General features: G+C 70.7%; 26 protein-coding genes. 16 read left to right on the forward strand and 10 right to left on the reverse strand.

Features of this window, described 5'->3' with window-relative positions:
- Window positions 1-13: 13 nt before the first annotated feature.
- Window positions 14-616 (reverse strand): helix-turn-helix domain-containing protein, encoded by a 603-nt coding sequence (locus ABG090_RS07605; protein ID WP_347753845.1) that lies wholly within the window; start codon window positions 614-616, stop codon window positions 14-16.
- 200 nt (window positions 617-816) lie between these two features.
- On the opposite strand from ABG090_RS07605, the gene ABG090_RS07610 reads away from it, so the two are divergent.
- A complete protein-coding gene (locus ABG090_RS07610) occupies window positions 817-1,440 on the forward strand; it encodes a YigZ family protein (protein WP_347753846.1) in 624 nt (207 codons plus the stop codon).
- Between the two features lie 58 nt (window positions 1,441-1,498).
- Here the strand turns inward: ABG090_RS07610 and ABG090_RS07615 are convergent, their stop codons facing one another.
- Window positions 1,499-2,320 carry a fructosamine kinase family protein gene (locus tag ABG090_RS07615; protein WP_347753847.1) on the reverse strand — a complete coding sequence of 274 codons (822 nt, stop codon included), beginning with the start codon at window positions 2,318-2,320 and terminating at the stop codon, window positions 1,499-1,501.
- 65 nt (window positions 2,321-2,385) lie between these two features.
- On the opposite strand from ABG090_RS07615, the gene ABG090_RS07620 reads away from it, so the two are divergent.
- The 13 genes from ABG090_RS07620 (at window position 2,386) to ABG090_RS07680 (ending at window position 15,323) form a co-directional block, all read left to right on the forward strand.
- Window positions 2,386-2,559: a hypothetical protein gene (locus tag ABG090_RS07620; RefSeq protein WP_347753848.1), complete on the forward strand. Its 174-nt coding sequence runs from the start codon at window positions 2,386-2,388 to the stop codon at window positions 2,557-2,559.
- 142 nt (window positions 2,560-2,701) lie between these two features.
- Window positions 2,702-5,293 (forward strand): valine--tRNA ligase, encoded by a 2,592-nt coding sequence (gene valS / locus ABG090_RS07625; RefSeq protein ID WP_347753849.1) that lies wholly within the window; start codon window positions 2,702-2,704, stop codon window positions 5,291-5,293.
- The gene (locus ABG090_RS07630) at window positions 5,293-5,523 is read left to right on the forward strand and encodes a hypothetical protein (protein ID WP_347753850.1); all 231 of its coding nucleotides are present in this window, start codon (window positions 5,293-5,295) and stop codon (window positions 5,521-5,523) included. The genes valS and ABG090_RS07630 overlap by 1 nt, the downstream gene beginning before the upstream one ends.
- Before the next feature lie 120 nt (window positions 5,524-5,643).
- The gene (locus ABG090_RS07635) at window positions 5,644-5,994 is read left to right on the forward strand and encodes an NADH-quinone oxidoreductase subunit A (protein ID WP_347753851.1); all 351 of its coding nucleotides are present in this window, start codon (window positions 5,644-5,646) and stop codon (window positions 5,992-5,994) included.
- A complete protein-coding gene (locus ABG090_RS07640) occupies window positions 5,985-7,205 on the forward strand; it encodes a hypothetical protein (protein WP_347753853.1) in 1,221 nt (406 codons plus the stop codon). Before ABG090_RS07635 ends, ABG090_RS07640 begins: the two co-directional genes overlap by 10 nt.
- Window positions 7,198-8,139, forward strand: a complete 942-nt coding sequence (locus ABG090_RS07645; protein ID WP_347753854.1) for a complex I subunit 1 family protein — start codon at window positions 7,198-7,200, stop codon at window positions 8,137-8,139. Before ABG090_RS07640 ends, ABG090_RS07645 begins: the two co-directional genes overlap by 8 nt.
- Window positions 8,139-8,723 (forward strand): NADH-quinone oxidoreductase subunit J, encoded by a 585-nt coding sequence (locus ABG090_RS07650; protein WP_347753856.1) that lies wholly within the window; start codon window positions 8,139-8,141, stop codon window positions 8,721-8,723. Before ABG090_RS07645 ends, ABG090_RS07650 begins: the two co-directional genes overlap by 1 nt.
- Window positions 8,720-9,022 carry an NADH-quinone oxidoreductase subunit K gene (locus ABG090_RS07655; RefSeq protein ID WP_347753857.1) on the forward strand — a complete coding sequence of 101 codons (303 nt, stop codon included), beginning with the start codon at window positions 8,720-8,722 and terminating at the stop codon, window positions 9,020-9,022. Before ABG090_RS07650 ends, ABG090_RS07655 begins: the two co-directional genes overlap by 4 nt.
- Window positions 9,019-10,932 (forward strand): proton-conducting transporter membrane subunit, encoded by a 1,914-nt coding sequence (locus ABG090_RS07660; protein WP_347753858.1) that lies wholly within the window; start codon window positions 9,019-9,021, stop codon window positions 10,930-10,932. The genes ABG090_RS07655 and ABG090_RS07660 overlap by 4 nt, the downstream gene beginning before the upstream one ends.
- A gap of 4 nt (window positions 10,933-10,936) precedes the next feature.
- A complete protein-coding gene (locus tag ABG090_RS07665) occupies window positions 10,937-12,424 on the forward strand; it encodes an NADH-quinone oxidoreductase subunit M (protein WP_347753860.1) in 1,488 nt (495 codons plus the stop codon).
- On the forward strand, window positions 12,421-13,830 hold the full coding sequence (locus ABG090_RS07670; RefSeq protein ID WP_347753862.1) for a proton-conducting transporter membrane subunit: 1,410 nt from the start codon (window positions 12,421-12,423) through the stop codon (window positions 13,828-13,830). The genes ABG090_RS07665 and ABG090_RS07670 overlap by 4 nt, the downstream gene beginning before the upstream one ends.
- Window positions 13,831-14,028: 198 nt before the next feature.
- A complete protein-coding gene (locus tag ABG090_RS07675) occupies window positions 14,029-14,475 on the forward strand; it encodes a DUF6153 family protein (RefSeq protein ID WP_347753864.1) in 447 nt (148 codons plus the stop codon).
- Window positions 14,476-14,726: 251 nt separating this feature from the next.
- On the forward strand, window positions 14,727-15,323 hold the full coding sequence (locus ABG090_RS07680; RefSeq protein WP_347753865.1) for a DUF305 domain-containing protein: 597 nt from the start codon (window positions 14,727-14,729) through the stop codon (window positions 15,321-15,323).
- A gap of 259 nt (window positions 15,324-15,582) precedes the next feature.
- Here the strand turns inward: ABG090_RS07680 and ABG090_RS07685 are convergent, their stop codons facing one another.
- On the reverse strand, window positions 15,583-15,705 hold the full coding sequence (locus tag ABG090_RS07685) for a hypothetical protein (protein WP_347753866.1): 123 nt from the start codon (window positions 15,703-15,705) through the stop codon (window positions 15,583-15,585).
- A gap of 2 nt (window positions 15,706-15,707) precedes the next feature.
- On the reverse strand, window positions 15,708-16,316 hold the full coding sequence (locus ABG090_RS07690) for a helix-turn-helix domain-containing protein (protein ID WP_347753868.1): 609 nt from the start codon (window positions 16,314-16,316) through the stop codon (window positions 15,708-15,710).
- 85 nt (window positions 16,317-16,401) lie between these two features.
- Between ABG090_RS07690 and ABG090_RS07695 the strand changes: the two genes are divergently transcribed.
- Window positions 16,402-18,441, forward strand: a complete 2,040-nt coding sequence (locus tag ABG090_RS07695; protein ID WP_347753869.1) for a M3 family metallopeptidase — start codon at window positions 16,402-16,404, stop codon at window positions 18,439-18,441.
- A 116-nt stretch (window positions 18,442-18,557) separates the two neighbouring features.
- On the opposite strand, the gene ABG090_RS07700 is transcribed toward ABG090_RS07695, so the two are convergent.
- The 4 genes from ABG090_RS07700 to clpX form a co-directional block, all read right to left on the reverse strand.
- Window positions 18,558-20,588, reverse strand: a complete 2,031-nt coding sequence (locus ABG090_RS07700) for an iron ABC transporter permease (protein WP_347753871.1) — start codon at window positions 20,586-20,588, stop codon at window positions 18,558-18,560.
- A complete protein-coding gene (locus tag ABG090_RS07705; protein ID WP_347753872.1) occupies window positions 20,585-21,586 on the reverse strand; it encodes an iron-siderophore ABC transporter substrate-binding protein in 1,002 nt (333 codons plus the stop codon). Before ABG090_RS07705 ends, ABG090_RS07700 begins: the two co-directional genes overlap by 4 nt.
- Window positions 21,587-21,638: 52 nt before the next feature.
- Window positions 21,639-22,454 (reverse strand): ABC transporter ATP-binding protein, encoded by an 816-nt coding sequence (locus ABG090_RS07710; protein ID WP_347753873.1) that lies wholly within the window; start codon window positions 22,452-22,454, stop codon window positions 21,639-21,641.
- A 71-nt stretch (window positions 22,455-22,525) separates the two neighbouring features.
- A complete protein-coding gene (clpX, locus tag ABG090_RS07715; RefSeq protein ID WP_347753874.1) occupies window positions 22,526-23,803 on the reverse strand; it encodes an ATP-dependent Clp protease ATP-binding subunit ClpX in 1,278 nt (425 codons plus the stop codon).
- A 120-nt stretch (window positions 23,804-23,923) separates the two neighbouring features.
- On the opposite strand from clpX, the gene ABG090_RS07720 reads away from it, so the two are divergent.
- A complete protein-coding gene (locus tag ABG090_RS07720; protein ID WP_347753875.1) occupies window positions 23,924-24,586 on the forward strand; it encodes a copper resistance CopC family protein in 663 nt (220 codons plus the stop codon).
- Window positions 24,587-24,661: 75 nt separating this feature from the next.
- Here the strand turns inward: ABG090_RS07720 and ABG090_RS07725 are convergent, their stop codons facing one another.
- On the reverse strand, window positions 24,662-25,333 hold the full coding sequence (locus ABG090_RS07725) for an ATP-dependent Clp protease proteolytic subunit (protein WP_347753876.1): 672 nt from the start codon (window positions 25,331-25,333) through the stop codon (window positions 24,662-24,664).
- A complete protein-coding gene (locus ABG090_RS07730; protein ID WP_347753878.1) occupies window positions 25,333-25,944 on the reverse strand; it encodes an ATP-dependent Clp protease proteolytic subunit in 612 nt (203 codons plus the stop codon). Before ABG090_RS07730 ends, ABG090_RS07725 begins: the two co-directional genes overlap by 1 nt.
- Window position 25,945: the final 1 nt, after the last annotated feature.

A 25,945-nucleotide genomic window follows, 5' to 3' on the forward strand; every position in this document is an offset into this window, starting at 1 on the left:
TGAGCCGCGTCGGTTAGTCCGCGAGATCGTTGCCCATTCGTGATGCTGCCGCGATCGGCTCGATCGCGCTGCGCACCGCGCTGGCCGCGCTGCCCCGTGCCGGGCTGCGCGTCCATGCCACTACCGCCGCGCACGCGGCGGCGAGGATCGCCACCGGGGCGACCGCGGCATCGGTCGACTCCGGCAGCGCGTCGCGCTCGAGCGCGAGCGCGAGGGATGCGCGGTCCAGCAGTGCCTGCAGCCGAGCGGGCGCCCCATCGCGCAGCGCCTCCACTGCGCCCATGGTCGGCGCATCCCGCAGTGCCGGCGGCGGCGTCGTGCCCCACGGCTCGACGGCGATCACGATCGCATCGACCAGACGCCGGAGCGCGTCTCCGTCGCCGGTCAGGAGCGCCCCGCCCGCGCGCTCGATGGCCGCATCCAGGCCGACCCAGAGCGCATCGGCCTTCGAGTCGCAGTAGGCGAAGACCGTGCCACGCGAGACGCCCGCGCGCCGGGCGATGTCATCGACGCTGACGGCGTCGTAGCCGTGCTCGAGGAAGAGCTCGAGTGCCGCCTCGTGGATCGTCTCGGCGCTCGACGCGCGCGGGCGGCCAGGGCCCTTCGACGCTGCCATCGGATTCCTTTCCCACCTCCATTGTCGCACTCGGTGTCGATATCGGCGTCGCCCTCGTCATTCCGCGCATCCCGCGCATCATGCGCGCAGAATTGTCACGAACGGCTCGTCACCGCACGCTTTGCGCGCCGATCGTGACACTTCTGGCCCGCGCGGCGCCCCGCGAGCGCCGGAGGCGCCGCGCGCGGGAGGATGGGGGCATGCTGCTGGCGACGATCGCACGGGAGGCGAGCGCCGAGGTGGAGATCTCGCGCTCGCGCTTCCTTGCCACCGCCCACCGCATCGGCTCGCTCGACGAGCTCGCCGAGCTGGTGCGCGCGACGCGTCGGCGGCATCCGGATGCCCGGCACGTCTGCAGCGCGGCCGTCGCGGGGCCGCACGGCGAGGCGAGCCGCTCGAACGACGACGGCGAGCCCGGCGGCACGGCCGGCGCGCCGATCCTGTCGGTGATCGCGGGGCGCGAGCTGACGGATGTCGCAGTGCTCGTGGTGCGCTGGTTCGGCGGCGTCAAGCTCGGCACCGGAGGCCTGGTGCGCGCATACGGCGGCATCGCCGCCGGCGCGCTCGACATCGCGGGCAGGCTGCTGCGGGTGCCCGCGAGCGAGCTGACAGGCTCGCTCGCGATCGCCGATGCACCCCGCATCGATCACGCCCTGCGCAGCGCCGGGCACGAGCCGACCGTCGACTACGGCGCGGGCGGCGCCGCGCTGCGCCTCACCGTCGCGGATGCGAGCCTGCCGGCGGCCGAGTCGCTCCTGGCACAGCTCGGCGTCGAGCATGAGGCGCGCACGGGCCTCATCCTCGAGCAGCGCGCGCGAGGCTGACGGCATCCAGCTGCGCGCTCGCGGCTGACGGCCGCCGGCGACCACTCGAGCACGTCGATCAGGTGAGCGACCTCGCCACCGCCACGGCCTGCTGCGCATAGCCGCCCCCGAAGAGCATCGTGTGCACGAGCAGCGGCTGCAACTGGTGCAGCGGGATGCGCTCCCGCCAGCCGTCGGCGAGCGGCGACGCCTCGTCGTAGGCGGCGAGCACGCGATCGAGCTGCGGCACGCCGAACAGGGCCAGCATGGCGAGATCGGTCTCGGCGTGCCCGCCCTGCGCGTGCGGATCGATGAGCACCGCACCGGTGTCGACCTCCGACCAGAGCACGTTGCCGCTCCAGAGATCACCGTGGATGCGGGCGACACCGTCGACCAGCCGCGGCTGCGGTGCGTCGAAGTCGCCCGCGGCCATCCGCTCGACCGCGCGGTCGATGATCGACGCCGCGCCGCGGTCGAAGGCGCCGTCGGCGATGCAGCGCTCGAGGATCGGGCGCACGGATGTCGTCGCCCACGCCTCGCCCCAGGCGGCGCCCGCGTGCCCGTCCACGCTCGGCTCCACCCGCCGACCGCCCACAGGCTCTGCCGCAAGCGGCGTGCGCGAGGAGCCCACCTCGAACGGCGGCTCGGCGCCCGGCGGCGGGCAGCAGTGCCAGTCGGCGCCGCTGGCATGCAGCAGCGCGAGGCTGCGGCCGAGCGCCTCCGCCCGCTCCGGCGTCGCCGGAGCCGGATCGACGCGCGCGACGCGCAGCGCGTCACCGTCCAGCCGCGCTCGTGCGATCTGCGTGCCGCCGCCGGTCTCTGCCTCGGCGAGCCACGCGAGCCCCGCAGCCTCCATCGCCAACGCGGCCCGGCCGCCTCGAGCGGTCTTCTCGACGTCCATGCCCCGATGCTACGAGCGCGGCGCTGTGCCCGCTCCCGATGCGCCCGCGCCGCTACCGTTGCCGCATGGCCCCCGCACGCAAGCCCATGCCGCTCTGGCTGCCGATCGTCGCCGCCGCCTGCCTCGCGATCGCCGCGGCGCTGCAGCAGGACACGCTGACTCGCGTGCTGCTGGCGGTCGCGGCCATCACCTTCGGGCTCGCGGCCTTCCTCCGATGGCGGATGCAGCGCAAGCGGTAGCCCTCAGCGCCGCGCTCGGCTTTCGCGAGCCCGGCCGAGCGGGCCTAGACTCGTCCAGAACAATCAGGCATCAAGCCCGATCCCGCACCATGCGGATCCCGAGGCACAGACGCGATGCCGCGCACATCGAAAGCGAGACGCCATGAGCGCCATGCCCACCAACTCCGCGATGCCCGACCGCCCCGCCCTCGAGGGACTCGAGCAGAAGTGGGACGCGAAGTGGGAGGAGGCCGGCACCTACCGCTTCGATGGCGTCGCTGCCGACGGTGCCCCGCTGGAGCGCGACGCGATCTACTCGATCGACACGCCGCCGCCCACCGCATCCGGCTCGCTCCACATCGGCCACGTGTTCTCCTACACGCACACCGACCTCATCGCCCGCTTCCAGCGCATGCGCGGCAAGCACGTCTTCTACCCCATGGGCTGGGACGACAACGGCCTCCCCACCGAGCGCCGCGTGCAGAACTACTACGGCGTGCGCGTCGACCCGACGCTCCCCTACGAGCCCGGCTTCACGCCCCCGCAGGAGGGCGGCGACAACAAGAGCTCGAAGGCCGCCGACCAGCTGCCGGTGTCGCGCCGCAACTTCATCGAGCTGTGCGAGCGCCTCACCGAGGAGGACGAGGAGAAGTTCGAGCATCTGTGGCGCACGCTCGGCCTGTCGGTCGACTGGCAGCAGTCGTACCGCACCATCTCCGACGACTCCCGCCGCACCTCGCAGCTCGCGTTCCTGCGCAACCTCGAGCGCGGCGAGGCCTACCAGGCGAACGCGCCGACCCTGTGGGATGTGACGTTCCGCACCGCGGTGGCGCAGGCCGAGCTCGAGGACCGCGAGCAGCCCGGCAGCTACCACACGCTGCTCTTCGAGAGCGAGGACGGCGAGCTGCGGATCGACACCACGCGCCCCGAGCTGCTGCCCTCGTGCGTGGCCGTGGTCGCGCATCCGGACGACGAGCGCTACCGGCACCTGATCGGCACCACCGTGACCACGCCGGTCTTCGGCGTCGAGGTGCCGTTCGTCGCGCACGAGCTCGCGCAGATCGACAAGGGCACGGGCGTGGCGATGATCTGCACCTTCGGCGACGTGACCGACGTGACATGGTGGCGCGAGCTGCAGCTGCCCAACCGATCGGTGATCGGCTTCGACGGCCGCTTCATCGCCGAGGCGCCCGAGGCGCTCGCCTCCGATGCTGCGAAGGCGGCGTATGCCGAGTTGGCGGGGAAGACCGTCTTCAGCGCGAAGAAGGCGATGGTCGAGCTGCTGCAGGCGGCCGGCAAGCTCGTCGGAGAGCCTCGCTCGATCACGCATCCCGTGAAGTTCTTCGAGAAGGGCGACAAGCCGCTCGAGATCGTCTCGACCCTGCAGTGGTACATCAAGAACGGCGGTCGCGACGAGGCACTGCAGGAGCGCCTCGTCGCGCTCGGCCGCGAGATCGCCTGGCACCCGGAGCACATGCGCACGCGCTACGAGAACTGGGTGCACGGGCTCAACGGCGACTGGCTCATCTCGCGCCAGCGCTTCTTCGGTGTGCCGATTCCCGTCTGGTACCGGCTCGACGAGCAGGGCGAGCGCGTGCCCGGCGGCGTGCTGATGCCGAAGATCGAGCAGCTGCCGCTCGACCCGACGACCGACGTGCCCGACGGCTTCGACGAGTCGCAGCGCGGCCGCCCGGGCGGCTTCGTCGGCGAGGTCGACATCATGGACACCTGGGCGACATCGTCGCTCACGCCCCAGCTCGCGGGCGGCTGGTCCGGCGACGACGCGCGCTGGCAGCAGCTCACCCCCTTCGACCTGCGTCCGCAGGGGCAGGACATCATCCGCACCTGGCTCTTCTCGACGCTGCTGCGGTCGATGTTCGAGGATGGCCGCTCGCCATGGAAGCACGCGGCGCTCTCCGGCTGGATCCTCGACCCCGACCGCAAGAAGATGTCGAAGTCGAAGGGCAACGTCGTCACGCCGCTCGGCATGCTCGAGGAGCACGGCTCGGACGGCGTGCGGTACTGGGCGGCCTCATCGCGCCTGGGCGTCGATGCGACGCTCGACCCGCAGAACCCGAAGATGCTGAAGATCGGCCGACGGCTGGCGATGAAGGTGCTGAACGCCGCGAAGTTCGTGCTCGCGATGGAGGGCGAGCCGGGTGCGATCACCGACCGGCTCGACCGCGAGATGCTCGCCGAGCTCTCGGGCGTCGTGCGCGCGGCCACGCGAGCCTTCGAGGCCTACGACCACGCCAAGGCGCTGGAGGTGACGGAGTCGTTCTTCTGGACGTTCTGCGACGACTACCTCGAGCTCGTCAAGGAGCGCGCCTACGCGGGCGAGGCGGCCGGACGCGGCTCCGCGATCGCCGCGCTGCGCACCGCCATCGACGTGCAGCTGCGGCTGCTCGCGCCGTTCCTGCCGTTCGCCACCGAGGAGGTCTGGTCCTGGTCGCACGAGGGCTCGATCCACGCCGCCTCGTGGCCGGAGCCGACGGAGCTCGGCGACGACCTGAGCGCGACCGGCATGCTCGCCACCGTCGGCCAGGCGCTCATCGGCATCCGACGGGCGAAGACGGATGCGAAGGCAAGCCAGAAGACGCCCGTCGCCTCGGCGGTCATCGCGGTGCCGGCGGCCCTCCGGGAGCACCTCGAGGCCGCGGCGGTCGACCTGCGCGCCGTCGGCCGCATCAGCGACCTCACGCTCGTCGAGGCGGACGAGCTGGCGGTGCGCGAGATCGTGCTCGAGGAGGCCTGATGCAGATCGGCACACGCTGGCCGGTGGGCGGTGTCCCGCCGACGGCTGTGCCCGCAGCGATGCGCGCCGCCATCGATGACGAAGAGCGCACGCTCGTCGAGCTCGGGGCCGACACGTCGGCCTGGCGCTGGACGCTGACGTTCCTCGAGGGGCAGCCGGTCGTCGAGCTCGACGACGGCACCACCATCAGGACCGACGGCGACGACGTGCTGGTCACGCGCGAGGACTGATACCCTCCCGGGGTATGCCGACCGCGCAAGGCGGTCGCTGCGTGCGGTCGTCATGACTGCGGTCTATGCTCGGAACCCGGCCATGCGGTCTTCCTCGATCTGGAAGTAGAGGTGTGAACGGTGTCGCCCTACCTCGGTGTGCTCATCGTCATCCTCGTCGGCGTCGCCGCGGTCGCGGGCCTGTACGGCCTCGGCAGGCTCCTGACCATCACGCGCGACGTCGCAGAGGTACTGCCGTTCCAGTCCGGCTGGGTGCCCCGCGAGCACGCCCTCTCCCGGTTCCATGCACGTTGGTACCCGATCTCGCTGGTGTTCCTGGCCTTCGACGTCGAGATGCTCTTCATGTATCCATGGGCGGTGATCGTCGCGGAGCGTGGCGCCGAGGCGATCATCGAGATGTTCGTCTTCCTGGCGCTGCTGGTCGCCGGCGTGGTGTGGGCAGCCAGGGAGCGGGCGTTCCGATGGGTCTGACGCGGTGGGTGACGGATGCGGCGGTCAAGCGCGTGCACGTCATGATCGTCGAGGTCCCGGGGTCGGGGCTGCTGCGCATGCGCGCAGAGGCCGCGGTGACGGTCCGCGGCTGGGCGCTCGCGAGCAGCCCAGCGGACACGGACGCCATCCTGGTCTGCGGGAGCCCCCATGCTCGGTTGAGCGAGCGGATCGATGCGGTCTGGGATCAGGTGCCTGCGCCCCGCACGTTGGCGACTGTCGCCGATCCCGCACGCCTTGCGTCGACCATGGACGCGATCGCTGCGGATCTCGCCGACACCGCCGCCCAGCGTGCGCGCGCCCGGAGGCCGCGGACACAGACTGCTGACACAGCCATGCCAGACGAGCACGCCAGGGAAATGGCTGGCGACGACTCCGACGACGCCGCTGACGACATGGAGCACGCCGGGCACGACATGGACCACACCGGGCACGACATGGACCACACCGGGCACGACATCGACCACACCGGGCACGACATCGACCACACCGGGCACGACATCGACCACACCGGGCACGACATGGACCACACCGGGCACGACATGGACATGTCGGGCCCCGGCGGCATCCCGCTCGCCGAAGGCGCGAAGGATCGCGACGGTCTCGAGATGGACGCGACGCACCTCACCTTGGGCCCGATCCTCGCCGACTGGCCAGCGGCACTCGTGCTGCATTGCACGTTGCACGGCGACGTCGTCGCTGACGCGGAGGTCGAGTGGTGGGGAGTCGATGAGCCATCGGACGCATCCGTCCTCGACGAGGCGGCGCGCGCGTGCGACGCGGCATCTCGCGTGCTCGCCGTCGCCGGCTGGGATCCGATGGCCGCTCGCGTGCGGCGCATCCGCAACGACATCCTCGGGGGCGTGCCGACCGACCGGATCCTCTCCCGGCTGACTGTGGTCATGCGACGGATCGAGCGATCGCGCACCCTTGCATGGACCACGAGCGACGTCGCGCGGGATGCGGGGGACCCGCGCCGCGCTCTCATGGACTGGCTCCGCGCCTGCAGCGCGCTGCTCGAACCTGTGGCGGCCTCGCCCATCTTGCGGCCGAAGCCTGCTCGCGACGCCGACGCGACCGCCGACGCGATCCGCAGCGCCGTCGTCGGGCACGAGCTCTCGGCCGTCCGTCTGCTCGTCGCATCGCTCGGGCTGGACCACGCGATCACACGAGAGGCGGCCGCCCATGAATGACGTGGCTGCCGTCGTCGCAACTGTGCTCGCGGTGGCCGCGGGCCTCGGCGCTGTCGCGTGGGCGACGGCTGCGGCGAACGCGATGTTGGACGCTCGCTCAGCCGGTGCGCCCGTCGCCGCCGCGGCAGCGGCACCCGTGCGGGAGGTGAGCCGGCTCCTGCGTCAGCAGCGTCGCACGCTGCTCGGCGCAGACTCGCTGCTGTGGCGCATCGCGGGTGCGGGCCTCATCGTCACGGCGATGCTGAAGCTGCTCGTCATCCCGTTCGGCCCGTTCGTGCTCGCCGACCTGCCGGTTGGCCTCGTCTGGTTCAACGCCATGGACGTGCTGCTGTGGGTGCTGTGGTGGCTGCTCGGATGGGGCGCCAACAGCGGATGGTCGCTCGTGGGCGGCTACCGATTCCTCGCGCTGGCGCTCTCGTACGAGCTGCCGCTGATGTTCGCGCTCACTGCGCCGGCGATCGCCGCGCAGAGCCTGCGCATGCTCGACCTGCAGAGCGCGCAGGAGCAGGTGTGGTTCGTCGTCTGGATGCCCGTCGCGTTCCTGATCTTCGCGGCATCCGTGGTGGCGTTCTCGTCATGGGGGCCGTTCCAGACCGCGATGAGCGGTGACATCGCCTCCGGCGTTCTGGCCGAGCTCAGCAGCGTCGACCGGCTGCTCGTGCTCGTAGGTCGGTACACGGTGCTGGTGGCCGGGGCCGCCTTCGCCGTGCCGCTGTTCCTCGGGGGCGGGAGCGGTCCGTGGCTGCCGCCTGCGGCGTGGGTGCTCATCAAGACGCTGCTGGTGCTCGCGGGGATGCTGCTGGTCCGACGGCTCTTCCCCATGATCCGGCCCGATCGGCTCGCCTGGCTCGCGTGGGTCGTCATCCTGCCGGCGACCATCGTGCAGGTGGCGGTCGTCGCCGTGATCGTCGGCACGAACGAAGGTGCGCTGTGATGTTGACCGCCGTGCTGTTCTGGGTGCTCGGGATCGTCGCCGTCGCCAGCGGCATCGCGGTGTTCGTCGTCAACTCGATGGCGCGAGCCACCTACGCCCTCGCCGTCTCCTTCGTGTGCGTCGGCGCGATCCTGCTGCTGCTCGACCTGGACTACCTCGGCGTGATCACCATCCTGATGATGCTCATGGAGATGGCGATCATGGGCGTGTTCATGGTGATGTTCATGGGAATGAACCCGGCGCTGATGCCGATGGACATGACGCACAGCAAGCGCCGGTCGATGGCGATCGCGGTCGGCGTGTTCATCCTGCTCGCCGTGGCGGTGCTCGTCATCCCCTGGCCATCCCGCACGGGCGACCCGGCAGCAGATCTGACCAGGTCGCTGGGCGAGGCGATCATGGGCTCGAAGATGCTGGTGATGCTGATCGTCAGCCCCGTGCTCTTCGCGACCATCGTGGCCGCGCTCGTGCTGGCCAATCCGCACAGCCGGTCGGCCGGGGGCGACGAGGCGCCCAGCGGTACCGCAGCGCACGACGGTCATGGCCACGCCGAGGCGCAGGATGCCGGAGGAGACTCGCGATGACGCTCGAAGTGGTGCTCCTCGTGGCGGCCGCGCTGTTCGCGGTCGGCCTGTACGGTGCCCTGTCGCAGCAGGTGGTCGTGATGGTGATGATGGGCATCGAGCTGATGGTCAACGGCGTGCTCCTTGCCGCCGGAGGGCTCTGGTGGTTCCTCGCACCCACGCCCGATGGCCAGACCCTGCTCATCGTCGTCCTCGCTGCGATGACGGTCGAGATGGCGATGGGCTTCGCCGTCGCGACGATCGTCCATCGGTCCCGCGGATCGGACATGATCGACTCGGCGACGGAACTGGGCGGATGAGTCCCCTGCTCCTCGCGCTCATCGCGCTCCCCGCAGCGGCGGGCGTGGGCCTGCTGCTCGGCGGTCGACGCGCCGACCGCATCGCGCCAGCGACGTCGATCGCGGTGACCGCGCTCGCCCTGATCGCCGCGATCGCCGCCGCGGTCACCCGTCCGATGTCCGACGCGCCGTTCATCGTGGGCAGCGGAGCGACCCTCGCTGTCGATGGGCTCTCCGCGGTGCTGCTGCCGACGATCGCCACCGTCGCGCTGCTCGTCCTGATCATCGCCGTCGCGGAACGCACCGAGCCGGAAGCTCGGTTCCATGGCCTGATGCTGGTGTTCGTCGCCGCCGTGTTCGTGACGGTGACCTCCACGTCGCTCGTGTCGCTGCTGGCCGCGTGGGAGATCATGGGTGCGACCTCCTACGCACTGATCGGCTTCCACTGGCGGAGCGCGCGCGCTGTGCCCGCCGGTCTCGTCGCGTTCAGCGTGACCCGTGCCGCTGACATCGGGCTCTACCTGGCGGCGGGTGTGGCGGTCATCGCGGGTGTCGGCTGGCAGCTCGACGACCTGCGAGGCGCCCCCGAACCATGGCTGTCTCTGATCGCAGCCGGCGTGCTGATCGCCGGTCTCGGGAAGGCCGCGCAGCTGCCGTTCAGCTTCTGGCTGTCCCGCGCGATGGAGGGGCCCAGCCCCGTGAGCGCCCTGCTGCACTCGGCGGCGATGGTCGCGATGGGTGGCTACCTGCTGCTGCGGCTGAGTCCGCTGCTGCTCGCCACCGAATGGGCGGGATGGGCGGCCGCCTGGATCGGTGCGGCCACGGCCATCGTGCTGGGCGTGGTCGCCGTCGCCCAGACCGATCTCAAGCAGCTCCTCGCGGCCTCCACTGCGGCGCAGCTGGGGTTCGTGGCGCTCGCCGCCGGGATCGGTGCGACGGCCAGCGGCACTGCGCAGCTGATCGCCCACGCCTCCACGAAGGCGCTGCTCTTCCTCGTCGCAGGGCTCTGGCTGGCGGCGACCGGCACCAAGCAGCTGCAGGCGCTGCGCGGCGTGGGCCGCCGCTGGCCCCTGGTCGGGGTGACCTTCCTGATCGGGGCCCTCGCACTGGCTGGCATCCCGCCGCTGTCGCTGTGGCTGACGAAGGACGCCGTGCTCGCAGGCGCGCTCGAAGCGAGCCCCGCACTCTATGCGGCGGGGCTCGTGGGAGCGGTGCTGTCGGCGGCCTACTCGGCGAAGATCATCGCCGTCGCGTGGGCGCCAGTGCAGGTGGAGCGGCGCGAGACCGGCTGGGATCACGAGCACCGGGGCACCCGGCGCGTCCCCGCGGCGGCGCTCGGCCCGCTCGTGATCCTCGCCATCGGTGCAACGGTGCTCGGGGTGCTCGCTGCGCCGGGGCTGGACGGACCATTCCGCGCGGCGCTCGGCGTCGCAGCGCAGCCGCACAGCACCATCGCCGAACTCATTGCCTCGGCCGTGCTCGCCGTCATCGTCGGCCTGATCGTCCTCCGGTACCGGCTGCCGGGCATCCCTGGCGCAGCGGTCTGGTTCGGCCTCGAGCGAGCCGCCGCAGGTCTGGTCGGTCGCCCGACGGAGGCGACGGCGGCAGCGCTCGCCCGCTTCGACAGCCGCCTCGATGCGCTCATCGATCGGTCACCCCGCGCGCTGCAGCAGCTGGCCACGCGCACGGCTCGCAGCGACGAGCTGCTCGACGCGGCGGTCGACCGGTCGCCGCGAGCGCTCGACCGCGCGGGAAGATCGACCCGCTCCGCCGACGGCGGCGTCGATGCGATGGTCAGCCGCGTGGTGAGCCTCACCCGGCTCGCGGCGCGGGGGGCTCGTCGGTCCCAGACCGGTCGCATCGCCGACTACTACGCCGTCGGAGCGGTTGCCGCGGCCGCATTCATCGTCCTGTTGATCGTTGTGAGGTAGCCCTGTGCTCAGCATTGTCATCTTCCTGCCGGTGGCTGTCGGCATCGTGCTCGCCCTGCTCCCCCGGCTCTCGCCATCCGCGGCGCGCTGGACATGGCTGCTCACGACAGTCGTCGATCTCGCCCTCATCGTCGCGGTCTCGGTCGCCGGGCCGACCGGCGACAACGGCCTGGTCGCGGAGGAGCAGCTCGCGTGGATGCCAGGCGTCGGCACCAGCTATCACATCGGCATCGACGGCTTCTCGATCCCGCTCATGCTCCTCACCGGCGTGATCTTCGTCGCCAGCGCGCTGTGGTCGATGCGAGTCGACGACCGCCCACGGGCGCAGGCCGCCCTGTTCCTTTTCCTGCAGACCACGTGCCTGGGTGTCTTCGCCGCGCAGGACCTGATCCTCTTCTTCCTCTGGTTCGACCTGTCGATCGTCGGCATGTACTTCGTGATCGCAGGCTGGGGTCACGGCGACGCGCGACGCTCTGCGCTGAAGTTCTTCCTGTACACCTTCCTCGGGTCGCTGGCGCTGCTCCTCGGCTTCATCGGGCTCTACCTGCACTCTGCGCCGCACACGTTCGACATGGTCGAGCTGTCGCAGGCCGGCGCCTTCACCGGCGACGCCCTGGCCGGGGGCCTGATCCTCGTCGCCGTGGTGATCGGGCTGGCGATCAAGACTCCCACCTTCCCCTTCCACTCCTGGCTGCCACCGGCGCACACCGACGCCCCCAGCATCGGATCGGTCGTGCTCGCCGCAGTGATGCTGAAGATGGGCACCTACGGATTCGTGCGGATCGCGATGCCGATGCTCCCTGATGCTTGGCGAGCCGGAGCATGGATCATCGTCGCCGTCGGCATCGTGTCGGTGCTCTACGGCGCCCTGGTGGCGCTGGCGCAGACCGACATCAAGCGGATGATCGCATTCACGTCGATCAACCACATGGGATACGTGATCCTTGCCGTCGGAGCCGCCGGCATCCTGGCGCCCGACAGCGAGCAGGCACAGCAGCTCGCGCTCACGGGCGCGACGATCCAGATGGTGTCGCACGGCCTCATCACCGGCGCGCTCTTCCTGCTGGCGGGGGTGTTCTGGGAGCGCACCGGCAACTACGACCTGCGGGAGTACGGAGGACTGGCCTCGCGCGCGCCTCGCTTCGCGGGATTCTTCGCTGTCGCCGCGTTCGCCTCGCTGGGCCTGCCGGGCTTCAGCGGGTTCATCGCGGAGTTCCAGATCTTCACCGGCAGCATCGGTTCGACCATGTGGGCGGCGTTGGCCCTTCCCGGCATCCTCATCGTGGCCGTGCTGTTTCTGCGCACGTTCCAGCGAGTCTTCACCGGTGGCGAGGCCGGCCTCACGCCCGACTTCGCTGACCTTCGGCGCCACGAGTCGGTGCCGCTCGTGCTGCTGCTGGGCTTGGCGGTGGTCATCGGCATCGTTCCTGGCCCGCTCATCGAGATCGTCGCACCCGCTGCTGAACAGCTGCTCGGCTTGCTCAGCCCATGATGCCGATGTCGATGAACTACCTGGCGCTCGTCCCCGAGGCCGTGCTGCTCGCTGCCGCAGTGACGGTGCTGCTGGCCGGCAGCTTCCTGCCTGGTCGGCGCCGGGGAGTGGTGCGCTGGTTGACGCTGGGAGCGCTCGTGGTCAGTCCGGCTGCAGCACTGGCTGCCAGCGGAGGGCCCGACGATCCCATCTTCACCGGCACCTACGTCGTCGACGCCTCGACCACGCTCGCGCGCGTGCTCGCGCCCCTCTGCACTGCGGTCGTCGTCATGATCGGACGGCAGGAGTTCCTGGGCGCTGCGCGTGAGTCGGAGTCCTACACGCTGCTCCTGCTCGCAACGCTCGGCACGGTCGTGATGGGCGGCGGCACCGATCTGCTGGTGCTGATCGCCGCGTTCCTGCTGTCGAGCATCCCCCTCTACGCACTGATCGGCATCCGTCGGTCGCCGCGCGCAGCCGAAGCGACGCTCAAGACGTACCTGATGGGGGCGCTCTTCGGCGTGCTGCTGCTCGCGGGCGCGGCGCTCCTGACCGCGCTCGCCGGCACGAGCAGCTACGTGAGCATGCAGAGCGCCCTCGCGGCCGCCCCGACCTCCGCCGTCATCATCGGAGCCGTCGCGGTCATCACCGGTCTGCTGTTCAAGGCGGGCGCCGTCCCCGGGCACTTCTGGGTGCCCGATGCCACCGAGGCCGCCGGCACAGCCGTGGGAGCATTCGTCACGACGGTTCCCAAGATCGGTGCTCTCGTCGCGATCATCCGCCTGGTGGGTGCGCTGCCGTCCACCTTCGATGTGCCGCTGCTCGTCGCGGTGCTCGCGGCGCTGAGCATGACCGTCGGCAATCTTGCCGCCCTCCTGCAGCACGATGTGCGCCGACTGCTGGGCTGGTCGACGGTGAGCCAGGTCGGGTACCTGCTGATGCCGGTCGCTGTCGTCGGCGGCGCCGCTGCCGCGCCCACGAGCCTGCTCGCGTATCTCGTGCTCTACAGCGTCTCGAACCTGACGCTCTTCGGTGCTCTCGCCGCGCTGCCGGGACGCGGGCGCATCGAAGACTTCGCCGGCACGGCGCGCCAGCATCCCTGGCTGACTGCCACCATCGTGGTCGGCGCGCTCAGTCTGGTGGGAACGCCACCGACCGCGGTCTTCTTCGGCAAGCTCGCCGTCTTCGCTGCAACGTGGGACGGCGGACTCGTGTGGCTGGTGGTGGTCGCTGCCGTCAACACGGTCGTGAGCCTCTTCTACTACCTCCGACTCTTCACTGCGCCGTTCCGCGCGATCCCGGAGGGCGCGGCGCGCACCGCGCTCCCAACTGCGCACCCGACGGTGCAGGCGACCGCGCTGCTGCTCGCCGCCACGGTGCTGCTCGCAGGGTTCGCGTCGGTGATGCTCGCCCCGCAACTACTCTGAGCGGCCCGGCGCCCCGCGCGGATGGATGCAGCGTGGTCGCCGGCTGCACGTCCTGCGATCCGACATTCCCAGGAAACCGGCTCGTCGTCCGCTATCGTCGTCCGCAACGTGCGGCCGCTTCGCCGGCTGCAGTTGAGCCCGGATGCCGCTCGTAGACGGTGAGCGGCAAGCCGGTACCCCATCGGGCGGGAGGTGAGCATGTCGCTGATCAGCATCTCTGAACGCCTGCGCAAGCAGGATGCACCTGCCCGTGGTGTGCTGACGATCATCCTCCTGGCCGCCAGCATCATCGTCGGGCTGCTGGCCATGCACTCCCTCAACATCCATGCGGACGCCGCCGAGCGCCACGACACGGTCGCCGGCACCAGCGACACGGTGGCCGTCTCCGTCCCGCTCGGCGCACACAGCGCTGCCGCTGCGACGACGCCGGAGTGCGCAGACTGCGGCGATGATGGCTCCATGGCTTGGATGGCGTGCGTGCTCGCGCTGATCGCCGCGGTGATCCTCCTGATCGGCCCTCTGCCTCGATGGTGGACCGCCGCCACACGTCCGCACGACAGCGGCGGGCGTGGCGGGTGGCCGGCCCAAGCACAGGCCTTGCCGCCGCCGCCCTCGCTGACAGTGCTCTGCATCAGCCGCACCTGATGCTGGCCGCGCCGGCCCTTCCAACGTCGGCAGGCACCGCGGGCGAGCGCTGACGCAAGATGCACGCGCTCGCGATCGAGCGAGTCCCGCTTTCGATCCGGGCACGGGCACGGTCGGCTACATCGTCGCGTCCACGACCGGCGTGCTGTGGATGAGCGCGGTCCCGCGCTCACCGAGCCACCGCGCTTGAGCTGGCAGCCAGCAATGCACGAACGAACCCTTCACCACTGATGGAACCTGGAGAGAGAACAATGAGCAACCACAACGACGACCACGCCGGCGCTCACGACGAGCAGCGGCAGAAGAACACGTCGGTCAGCATGTACCTCCGTTTCGGCGCGATGATCCTCACCGCCGTCGTCATCATGTACTTCGTGATGTTCGCCGGCTCCTGGGAGTGGGGTCACATCCGGCTGAGCGAGAGTCGCATCTTCATGGCGCTCACCATGGGCGGCACCATGGTCCTCGTCATGCTGGGCTGGATGCTGAGCATGTACAAGAACACCAAAGCGAACATCGCGATCATCGTCGCTGGCGTACTCGTCATCGGCGGAGGCGTGTTCCTCGACCGCAGCCAGATCACGGTCGATGACACCGCCTTCATGCAGGGCATGATCCCCCACCACTCGCTTGCCATCACGCGATCCGAGCGCGCACAGATCCAGGACGTCCGCGTCTGCCAACTCGCGATCGACATCAGCGAAGCGCAGAAGCGTGAGATCCGCGAGATGGACTGGCTGATCAACGACATCGCGGAGAACGGCATTGCCGCCACGCCCGAGGAAGCTGCAGATCGACCCGTACCCGACTACGAGGGCACGGCGGATCGCACCTGCCCGACGGAGTGACCGACGCGGGTCCAGGCGCGGGCGGCGCAGCCGCGTCCGTCACTCGTAGGTCGAGGAGCATGCGGCGCAGCCGCGTCCGTCACTCGTAGGTCGAGGAGCGTGCGGCGCAGCCGCGTCCGTCACTCGTAGGTCGAGGAGCCTGCGGCGCAGCCGCGGCCACCACTCGTAGGTCGAGGAGCGTGCGGCGCAGCCGCGTCCGTCACTCGTAGGTCGAGGAGCGTGCGGCGCAGCCGCGCGCGTCACGAGACCGGACTCGCTCCTAGCGCATAGGCCGCAGGATGACCTCGGCGCGGTCGTAGCGGTCCTGGATCAGCCAGATGGGGGTGGTCACGGGATGGGCGTCGTGCTTCGGCATGGTGTGCTCCTTGATGGTCGTGCTCACGATCAGTCGATCGGGAAGGCGTTGAACTGGATCTGGATCCGGTGGGTGGGGTCCGCTCCGTCGGGCTGCGCTCGCTCGGCAGCGGCGACCCGCTCCTGCACGAGCTGGTGGACGTCGCGCGTGAGCCGGCGCAGCTCGCTGGCCGGCATGGTCGCCGCGCGTGAGGACACGCGCGCGGCAGCGAGCGTCGGCTCGTCGTAGCGCTCCTCGCCGGTGGCGATGAACGTGCGCAGCAGCTCACCGTCATGCTGGGTCCAGACGCCCAGCACGGCGGCGGATGCGGTGCGGCCCTCCGGCTGGTCGGCGAGATCCTTCGTCCTGAGCTGCACCAGGTCGACGGCGCGCCGCCACCAGCGCTCGCGCGCCGTGCCGAGGCTTGCGTCCTCAGCGATGAAGCCCTTCGCCTCGAGCTGTCGCAGGTGGTAGCTGGTGGAGCCGGTCGACTCCCCCAACTCGACCGCGAGCGACGAGGAGGTCTGCGGCCCTCGCGTCGTCAGCACATGCAGGATGCGCACGCGCAACGGGTGGGCAAGGGCTTTGAGGGCTTCGAGTTCGACGGCCACCGGGGCCTTGCTCGCGCCGCCGGATCCGTCGACGGCGGCGTCGATCATGCATCCAGCGTACCGTTTGCAAACGTTTCTTTGCAAGTGGCGTGGGCTGAGCGTTCGGCGGAGCTGCGCCACGTAGGGTGGCGCCATGACCAATCCCTTCCTGGCGCCGAGCGCGCTCCCGTATCAGCTGCCGCCTTTTGCCGACATCCGCGACGAGCACTACGAGGAGGCGCTCGAGGCCGGCTTCGCCGAGCAGGCTGCCGAGGTGCGCGCGATCGTCGTGCAGCGCTCGGCGCCCACCTTCGAGAACACCATCGAGCCGCTCGAGCGCTCCGGCGGGATCCTCTCCCGCGTCGCGCACGTCTTCTGGAGCATGACGTCGACCGACTCGAGCCCGTTCCTGGAGCAACTCGAGGAGCGTTACGCGCCGCGCTTCGCGGCGCATGCCGACTCGATCACGCTCGACCCGGCGCTGTACTCGCGCATCAAGACGCTGCACGAGGACCCTCGCCCCGAGTGGACCGACGAGCAGCGCTACCTCGTGGAGCGCAGGTTCACCGAGATGACCGTTGCGGGGGCCGGGCTGGATGACGCGGCGCGCGACCGCCTGAAGGAGCTCAACCAGCAGATCGCGACGCTCACCACACGCTTCGACAAGCACCTGCAGGCTGACACCAACGATCTCGCGGTCGTCATCGACGACGCGGCCGAGCTCGACGGGCTCTCCGACGGCGAGCAGCAGGCGGCTGCCTCAGCCGCGTCCGACCGGGGTCTGGACGGCAAGTGGCTCATCACGCTGCCGCTGTTCACCGGCCACCCGTGGCTTGCGTCGCTCACGAACCGCGATGTGCGTCGGCGGGTGTTGGAGGCATCCCTCGCACGCGGCACGCGCGGCAACGAGCACGACAACCGCGAGACGGTGCTCGAGCTCACCGCCGCCCGCGCCGAGCGCGCGAAGCTGCTGGGCTTCGCCACCCACGCCCACGCGATCACCGCCGACCAGACGGCCGGCTCGCCAGAGAACGTGATGGCGATGCTGACGAAGCTTGCCGCCCCTGCCGCCGCGAACGCGAAGGTCGAGGCCGCCGCCCTGCAGGCGCAGATCGAGGCCGCGGGTGAGTCGTACGAGCTCGCCGCATGGGACTGGGACTTCTGGACCGAGAAGGAGCGCACGGCGCGCTTCGACGTCGACACCGCCGCCCTGCGCCCCTACTTCGAGGCAGAGCGCGTGCTCTGGGACGGCGTCTTCCACGCCGCGACGCAGGTGTACGGCGTCACGTTCACCGAGCGCGACGACCTGGTCGGCTACCACCCCGACGTGCGCGTCTTCGAGGTGCACAACGAGGACGGCAGCGAGGTCGGCCTCTATCTGCTCGACCTCTACACGCGCGACTCCAAGCGCGGCGGTGCGTGGATGAACCCGCTCATCCAGCAGAACACGCTGCTCGGGCACCCGACGGTCGTGATGAACAACCTCAACGTGCCCAAGCCCCCGGCCGGCACGCCGACGCTGCTGACGTTCGACGAGACCAGCACGCTCTTCCACGAGTTCGGCCACGCCCTGCACGGGCTGTTCGCCGAGGTCACCTACCCGTCGTTCGGCGGCACGAACGTGTTCCGCGACTTCGTCGAGTTCCCCAGCCAGGTGAACGAGATGTGGATGCTGTGGCCCGGCATCGTCGACAACTACGCCAAGCACATCGAGACGGGCGAGGTGCTGCCCGCCGCGGTGATCGAGCGCCTGCAGGCGTCGGAGTCGTTCAACCAGGGCCACGACACGAGCGAGTACCTCGCCGCGGCACTGCTCGACCAGGCCTGGCACGCACGCGTCGCGGGCGACAAGGTCGTGGATGTCGCGGCGTTCGAGCGCGACGCCCTCGAGCAGGTTGGCCTGCTGAGCGAGACGGTGCCGACGCGCTACTCCACGGGCTACTTCCAGCACGTGTTCTCGGGCGGCTACTCGGCCGGCTACTACTCGTACATCTGGTCGGAGGTCATGGACGCCGACACCGTCGAGTGGTTCAAGCAGCAGCCGTCGATCCGCGAGGCCGGCCAGCGCTTCCGCGAGCGACTGCTGGGCGTGGGCGGCTCGAAGGATCCGCTGGCCGCCTTCCGCGACTTCCTCGGTCGCGACGCCGAGATCGCGCCCCTGCTGCAGCGCCGAGGCCTCGACGCCGCCGCGTAGCGTCCCCGCAGGTCGAGGAGCGCCCGCAGGGCGCGTCACGAGACCGGGCGCTCCTCACACCCCGCAGGTCGAGGAGCGCCCGCAGGGCGCGTCACGAGACCGAACCGCCCCCGACCTCAGCGCCCCCGCCCCGCCTGCAGCACCAGCCAGATGAAGTAGGGGATGCCGACCAGCGCCGTCATCACACCTGCCGGCAGCTGCGCCGGCGCGATCAGCGTCCGCCCGAGCGTGTCGGCGAGCAGCGTGAGCGTGCCGCCGAGCAGCGCCGCGAGCGGCAGCAGCACGCGGTGCCGAGCCCCCACCAGCGCACGTGCCGCGTGCGGAGCGACGAGGCCGACGAACGCGACGACGCCGATCGCGGCGACCGCCGTCGAGGCGAGCACCACCGCCAGCGCGAGCGCGAGCACCTGCAGCCTCGTCAGACGCACGCCCAGCAGCCGCGGGGTTGCCTCGTCGAGCTGCGCGAGGTCGAGGCCGCGATGCATCCACAGCAGCGCCGCCACCGCGGCCACGATCGCCACGGCGACCGGGAGCACATCCTCGAAGCCGCGCCCGTAGGTCGAGCCGGCGAGCCAGACGATCGCCTTGGCCCGATTCCACGGATCGGTCGTCACGATGAGCAGACTCGTGACCGCCGCGGTCGCCGCCGACATCGCGAGCCCGGTGAGCACGAGTCGCAGCGACCCGAGCCGGCGCCAGCCGACCAGCAGCAGCACCGCGACGCCGACGATCGCTCCCCCGCCGAGCGCGCTCGCGGCTACCGCCCAGCCGGTCGCGACCGGCACGAGCGTGATGATGCTCACGGCGCCGAGCCCCGCGCCCCCGGCTACGCCGAGCAGATACGGATCCGCCAGCGCATTGCGGGCCACCGCCTGCACGAGCCCGCCAGAGAGCGCGAGCGCGATCCCGGCCAGCACAGCGGCGAGGACGCGCGGCGTGCGGGTGTCGAGCGTGACGCGCACGGCGTCGCCCGCGCGTCCGCCGAGCCAGTTGACGACGTCGCCCAGCAGCAGCATCCGATCGCCCAGCAGCACCGCCGCGGCAGCCATCGCGACGAGCACGACGGCGGCGACCGCGATGGGCAGCCAGGCCCGGCGGGCGATCGTGCGGGCTCCGAGCACGGCCATCGATTCGGTCTCCGCCGAGCCTGCCACCGAGCGGGCGAGCGCGATGATGCAGGCCGCGCCGATCAGGCTCGTGACGACGCCTGTCGGCACGTCGAGCGACGCGACCCCGCCGAGTGCGGCGCGCAGCAGCACATCCGCCCCCACCACCAGCACGGCGCCGGCGAGCGCGGCCAGCGGGATCGCGATCAGGTGCCGCGAGGCGCCCGGGATGCGCGCGGCCAGCAGTCGGATCACGATGGGTGCGGCGAGGCCGACGAAGCCGATCGGTCCGGCGATCGCGACCGCGGCGGCGGCGAGTGCGACGGAAGCGACGAGCGTCGTCAGCCGCAGTCGTCCGACGCCGACGCCGATCGTGGTGGCGACCTCCTCGCCCAGCGCCAGCACATCGAGCCTGCGCGCGAGCAGCAGCAGCACCGCGATGCCGAGGAGCACGATCGGCAGCAGCTGCACGACCGTGTCGATGCCGTTCTGCGACAGCCGCCCGACGCCCCAGGCGAACAGCCCCGCCGTCTCCTGCTCTGCCAGGATGATCGCCACCGTGGTGACCGACTGCAGCGCGAGCGCGAGCGCGGTGCCGACCAGCACCATCTGCGTCGTCGACCCTCTGCCACGACCGATGGCGACCACCAGCAGCGCGGCGAGCATTCCGCCGACGAAGGCGAGCCCGGCACCGCCGATGCCCGGCAGGCTGATGCCGAAGACGGCGGCGAGTGCGATCGCGGCACCGGCCCCGCCGTTGACGGCGAGGGTGTCGGGCGAGGCGAGCGGGTTGCCGGTGAGCGTCTGCATCGCATAGCCGGCGGCGCCGAGCGCGAGCCCGACGACGACCGCCGCCGCGATGCGCGGCAGTCTGCTCTCCAGGATCACCGACGCGTTGCCCTGCTCGCCTCCCAGCCAGCCGAGCAGCTCGGACATGCCAAGCTGCGTCGTGCCCTGCGTCGCGTGCCAGGCGGAGAGCGCGAGCAGGGCGACGAGGAGGGCCGCGCCGAGCGCGAGCCCTCCCGGCCGGGCCCGCGTCACGGGGAGGTGGTGACCGAGGCGAGCAGCGCGTCGAGGTAGGCGGTGACCGAGTCGACGCCGCCGAAGAGCCAGATGCCGTCGGGCAGGCGCACGACATTGCCAGCCTGCACCGAGGGGAGGTCGTTCCAGATGGCGTTGTCGGCGAGATCCTGCGTGAACACATCGCGGTCGCCCACCGTCAGGTAGACGATCCAGGCATCATCCGCCAGCGCGGTGAGCCCCTCGACGTCCGTGACGCCGAGACCGTACTGCTCGTCGCCCTCGCCGGGCCAGCCGTTGAGGAAGCCGATCGACTCGAACGCGGCGGGCAGCAGGGCCCCGTCAGCGTACGGACGGATCTCGACCTGCCCGCCGTTCTCATAGCCGTCCATGTGCGCGATCGGCGTGCCGGCGACTCCGGCCTCCTCGGCGCGAGCCGAAAGCTCGTCGAGGTGCGTCTCGAAGTCGGTGATCGCCTGCTCCGCGGCGTCCTCGCCGCCGACGGCCTCGCCGACCATGCGCAGATCGTTGAGCATGGTCTCGAGCGGCGCGCTCGCGTCGGCGCCCCGCAGCACCAGCACCGGCGCGATGGCCTCGAGATCGGCGTAGGCGCCGGCGTCGCGGCCGGCGACGGCGACGATCAGGTCGGGCGCGAGCCCCGCGATGGCATCGATCGACGGCTCGGTCCGCGTGCCGACGTCGGTGGGCTCACCCTCGAGCGGCGCGCCAGTGCCGGCCCAGTCCTGATAGCCGGCCACATCGGCCACGCCGACCGGCACGACGCCGGCGGTCTGCAGGTGCTCGACCGCGACCCACTCGAGCGCCACCACGTCCTCGACCTCGCCGGGGATCTCGACGTCCTGGCCGCGCGCATCCGTCACCGTGACGCTCTCGCCGGCCGCGTCCGAGGCGTCGCCGTCGACCGGGGCCTCCGTCGTGCCGCAGGCTGCCAGCGCGAGCGCCGTGAGCACCGCAGCGCCCGCGAGCAGCGGCCTGGTGGGCAGGGTCTTCCTGGTCATGGTCGGCCTTCCTCTGCCCTGGCGCACGGCCGGGGCGTGGTGGGGATGCGCGTCACGCGGCGCGTGACACGGCCGGTCGGCGGCGGAGCCGCTGCGGCCGGATGCGGAGTCCGTCGGCGACGGACTCGACGTCGATGGGCACCTCGTAGGCGGCGCTGAGGCGCTCGGCCGTGAGCACCGCGTGCGGCGTGCCGGCGGCGAGGATGCGCCCGTGCACGAGCAGCACCACCTCGTCGGCGATCTCTGCCGCCTGCTCGAGATCGTGCAGCACCACGCCGACGGCGACGCCGTCATCCGCGAGGTCGCGGATGATCTCGAGGATCTCGCGCTGATACCGCACGTCGAGGAAGGTCGTGGGCTCGTCGAGCAGCACGACGCCGGTCTCCTGCGCCAGGCAGGTCGCGAGCCAGACGCGCTGGCGCTGACCGCCCGAGAGCTGCGACACGGGCTGTGCCGCGAGCTCGGCGATGCCGGTCGCTGCCATGGCGCGATCGATGACCTGCGCGCCGGTGGGATCGCCCGCGCGGAGTCGCCCGCGATGCGCGAAGCGACCGTAGGCGACGACTTCGCGCACGCTCACGCCCGAGGGGTCGGGATGCGACTGGGCGAGCATTGCGACGCGGCGGGCGAGCTCGCGCTCCCCCAGCGCAGCCGCGTCGACGCCGTCACCGAAGACGACCGACCCGGCATCGGGGCGGTGGAGCGCGGTGAGTCCGCGGAGCAGCGTCGACTTGCCACTGCCGTTCGGGCCCACCAGCGCGGTGACCGACCCCGGCCGCAGGGCGATGGACGCCTCATGCACGATGCGCTCCCGCCCGTACGCGAGCGAGATGTCGCTCGCGTGCAGAGCCGAAGGTGCGGGGATCACACGAGTAAGGGTAGCCTTACCTCACGCCAGGTGGCAAGTCGTGAGGCGTCACCGCGCGGCAGGCATCTCGCCTATGCCGAGAGCTCCTCGATGTCGTCCGCGGTGAGGACTACGGGCGACTCCTTGCCCTGCACCGACTCCTTCGTGACGATGACCCGCTCGACGCCCTCGCGTGACGGCACCTCGAACATCACCGGCGCCAGCACGGTCTCGAGGATCGAGCGCAGTCCGCGGGCGCCCGTCTTGCGCTCGACGGCGAGATCGGCGATCGACTGCAGCGCCTCGGGCTCGAAGTCGAGCTTGACGCCGTCGATCTCGAAGATGCGCTGGTACTGCTTGACGAGCGCGTTCTTGGGCTCCGAGAGGATCTCCACGAGCGCCGCCTGGTCGAGCGGCGAGACGGTCGCGATCACGGGCAGGCGGCCGATGAACTCGGGGATGAGGCCGAACTTGTGCAGGTCCTCCGGCAGCACCTCCTCGAAGACGTTGAGGTCGGGCTTCAGCGATGCCACCGGAGCGCCGAAGCCGATGCCGCGCTTGCCGGAGCGGTTGGCGATGATGTCCTCGAGCCCGGCGAAGGCGCCCGCGACGATGAAGAGCACGTTCGACGTGTCGATCTGGATGAACTCGGAGTTCGGGTGCTTGCGGCCGCCCTGCGGCGGCACCGACGCGACCGTGCCCTCGATGATCTTCAGCAGCGCCTGCTGCACACCCTCACCGGAGACGTCGCGCGTGATCGACGGGTTCTCGGCCTTGCGCGCCACCTTGTCGATCTCGTCGATGAAGATGATGCCCGTCTCGGCGCGCTTGACGTCGAAGTCGGCCGCCTGGATGAGCTTCAGGAGGATGTTCTCGACATCCTCACCCACGTAGCCGGCCTCGGTCAGCGAGGTGGCGTCGGCGACCGCGAACGGCACGTTCAGCTGCTTCGCCAGCGTCGAGGCGAGGTACGACTTGCCGCAGCCGGTCGGCCCGACCATGAGGATGTTCGACTTCTGGATCTCGACGCCGTCGCCCACGGTGTCGGCAGACTCCAGCTGCTGCGATGCGGCGACGCGCTTGTAGTGGTTGTAGACCGCGACCGCGAGCGATCGCTTCGCGCTCTCCTGCCCCACCACGTACTCCTCGAGGAACTCGAAGATCTCACGCGGCTTCGGCAGCCGGAAGCCCTCGGCGGGCGGCGTGCCGTCGGCCTCCGCCATGCGCTCTTCGATGATCTCGTTGCACAGCTCGACGCACTCGTCGCAGATGTACACCGCGGGCCCAGCGATGAGCTGCTGCACCTGCTTCTGGCTCTTTCCGCAGAAGGAGCACTTCAGCAGATCGCCGCTCTCTCCCAGTCGCGCCATCTCGCATCTCCCGATCGTCGTCGAACGCAGGCTGCGCCCGTGTCCCAAGACTACTGCGGGGCGCTGACACGGCCGCCGACCACGCCGTTCCGCTTCGAACGCGGCCGGTATCGTGGAGGCATGCTTCCCGCTCTTGCCGTGCTCTCGGCTGCCCTGCTCCTGCCCGCCCACGCATCCGTCATCGGCTCGACCCCTGCCGACGGGGCCACGGTCACCGAGCAGCCAGGCACGTTCAGCGTCGTCATGAACGAGCAGATCCTCTCGGTCGACGGCGCCGACAGCTCGAACGCCATCCAGATCACCGATGCATCGGGCCGCTACTACGGGGACGGCTGCCTGACCGTCGACGGCGACACCGCGTCCCTCGACGCCCAGCTCGGCGAGGCTGGCGACTACACGGTCACCTACCAGGTCGTCTCCGCCGACGGCCACCCGGTCTCCGACACGATCGAGTTCGCGTTCGAGCCGGCTGCGGGTGAGGCCGGCGCACCCGGTGTGGCTGAGGCCCCCGTCTGCGGCGCCGCGGCGACCGAGAGCGCCGAGCCCGCCCCGGCAGAGACCCCGGCGGCATCGGCCGACGCCAGCGACGAGGCGGCTCCCGCGACCGCCTCCGCGCAGCAGGGCGATGACGCCGACACCGATGCCTCCGCCGAGGATGACGCGGCGCCGTTCCCGTTCCTGACCGTCGGCGTGCTGGCGGTGCTCGCGGTGCTGGCCGTCATCGCCTACCGCGCGAACCGGATGCGCACCTCGCGGCAGGCGCGCGACACCGACGAGGTCTGAGCCTCCACCAGGATCCCGGCAGCGCAGAGGGCCGGCACCCATCGCGGGTGCCGGCCCTCAGCCGTCGTGCAGCTCTCAGCTGCCGAGCTGCGCCTGCGCCGCCGTCTTGCGGCTCGTGAGCACCTGGTCGATGAGGCCGTACTCCATGGCCTCCTCGGCCGAGAGGAAGGTGTCGCGCTCGATGTCCTTCGAGACTCGCGCGACATCGTGCTTCGAGTGGTTCGAGAGCGTCTGCTCGAGCCACCCGCGCATGCGCAGCACCTCGCGCGCCTGGATCTCGATGTCCGACGCCTGGCCGCGGCCGGCATCCGAGGTCGCGGGCTGGTGGATCAGGATGCGCGCGTTCGGCAGCGCGAGGCGCTTGCCGGGCTCGCCGGCGGCCAGCAGCACTGCGGCTGCCGAAGCGGCCTGGCCGAGGCAGACGGTCTGCACCGCGGGGCGGATGTACTGCATCGTGTCGTAGATCGCCGTCATCGCGGTGAATGAGCCACCGGGCGAGTTGATGTACATCACGATGTCGCGATCCGGGTCCTGCGACTCGAGCACGAGCAGCTGCGCCATGATGTCGTCGGCGGATGCGTCGTCGACCTGGACGCCGAGGAAGATGATGCGGTCCTCGAAGAGCTTCGCGTAGGGGTCCTGGCGCTTGTAGCCGTAGGCCGTGCGCTCCTCGAAGGTCGGCAGGATGTAGCGCGAGCCGGGCATCTGCAGCGCGCTGCCGCCGGCCTGGAACGTGGGGGTCTCCATCAGTTGTCGCCCTCCGTGTCGATGATGTCGTGGTCCGTGCCGCCGCCACCGGCGACGTCGGAGGCCGAAGCGCGGACGTGGTCGACGAAGCCGTACTCTAGCGCCTGCTGCGCCGTGAACCAGCGGTCGCGGTCGCCGTCCTCGTTGATCTGCTCCACCGACTTGCCGGTGCGCTCGGCGGTGATCTCGGCGAGGCGCTTCTTCATGTCGAGGATCAGCTGCGCCTGCGTCTGGATGTCGCTCGAGGTACCGCCGAAGCCACCGTGGGGCTGGTGCAGCAGCACGCGCGCGTTCGGCGTGATGTAGCGCTTGCCGGGGGCGCCGGCCGTCAGCAGCAGCTGCCCCATCGAGGCGGCCATGCCGATGCCGACCGTGACGATGTCATTGGGCACGAACTGCATCGTGTCGTAGATCGCCATGCCAGCGGTGATCGAGCCGCCGGGCGAGTTGATGTAGAGGTAGATGTCCTTGTTCTGGTCCTCAGCGGCCAGCAGCAGGATCTTCGCGCAGATCTCGTTCGAGTTGTCGTCACGCACCTCCTCGCCGAGCCAGATGATGCGGTCGCGCAGCAGTCGGTCGAAGACCGACTGGGCGAAGACGGGTTCAGCCACG

Origin of the sequence: Agrococcus sp. ProA11 (assembly GCF_039880525.1) — a bacterium.
Taxonomy (GTDB): Bacteria; Actinomycetota; Actinomycetes; order Actinomycetales; family Microbacteriaceae; genus Agrococcus; species Agrococcus chionoecetis.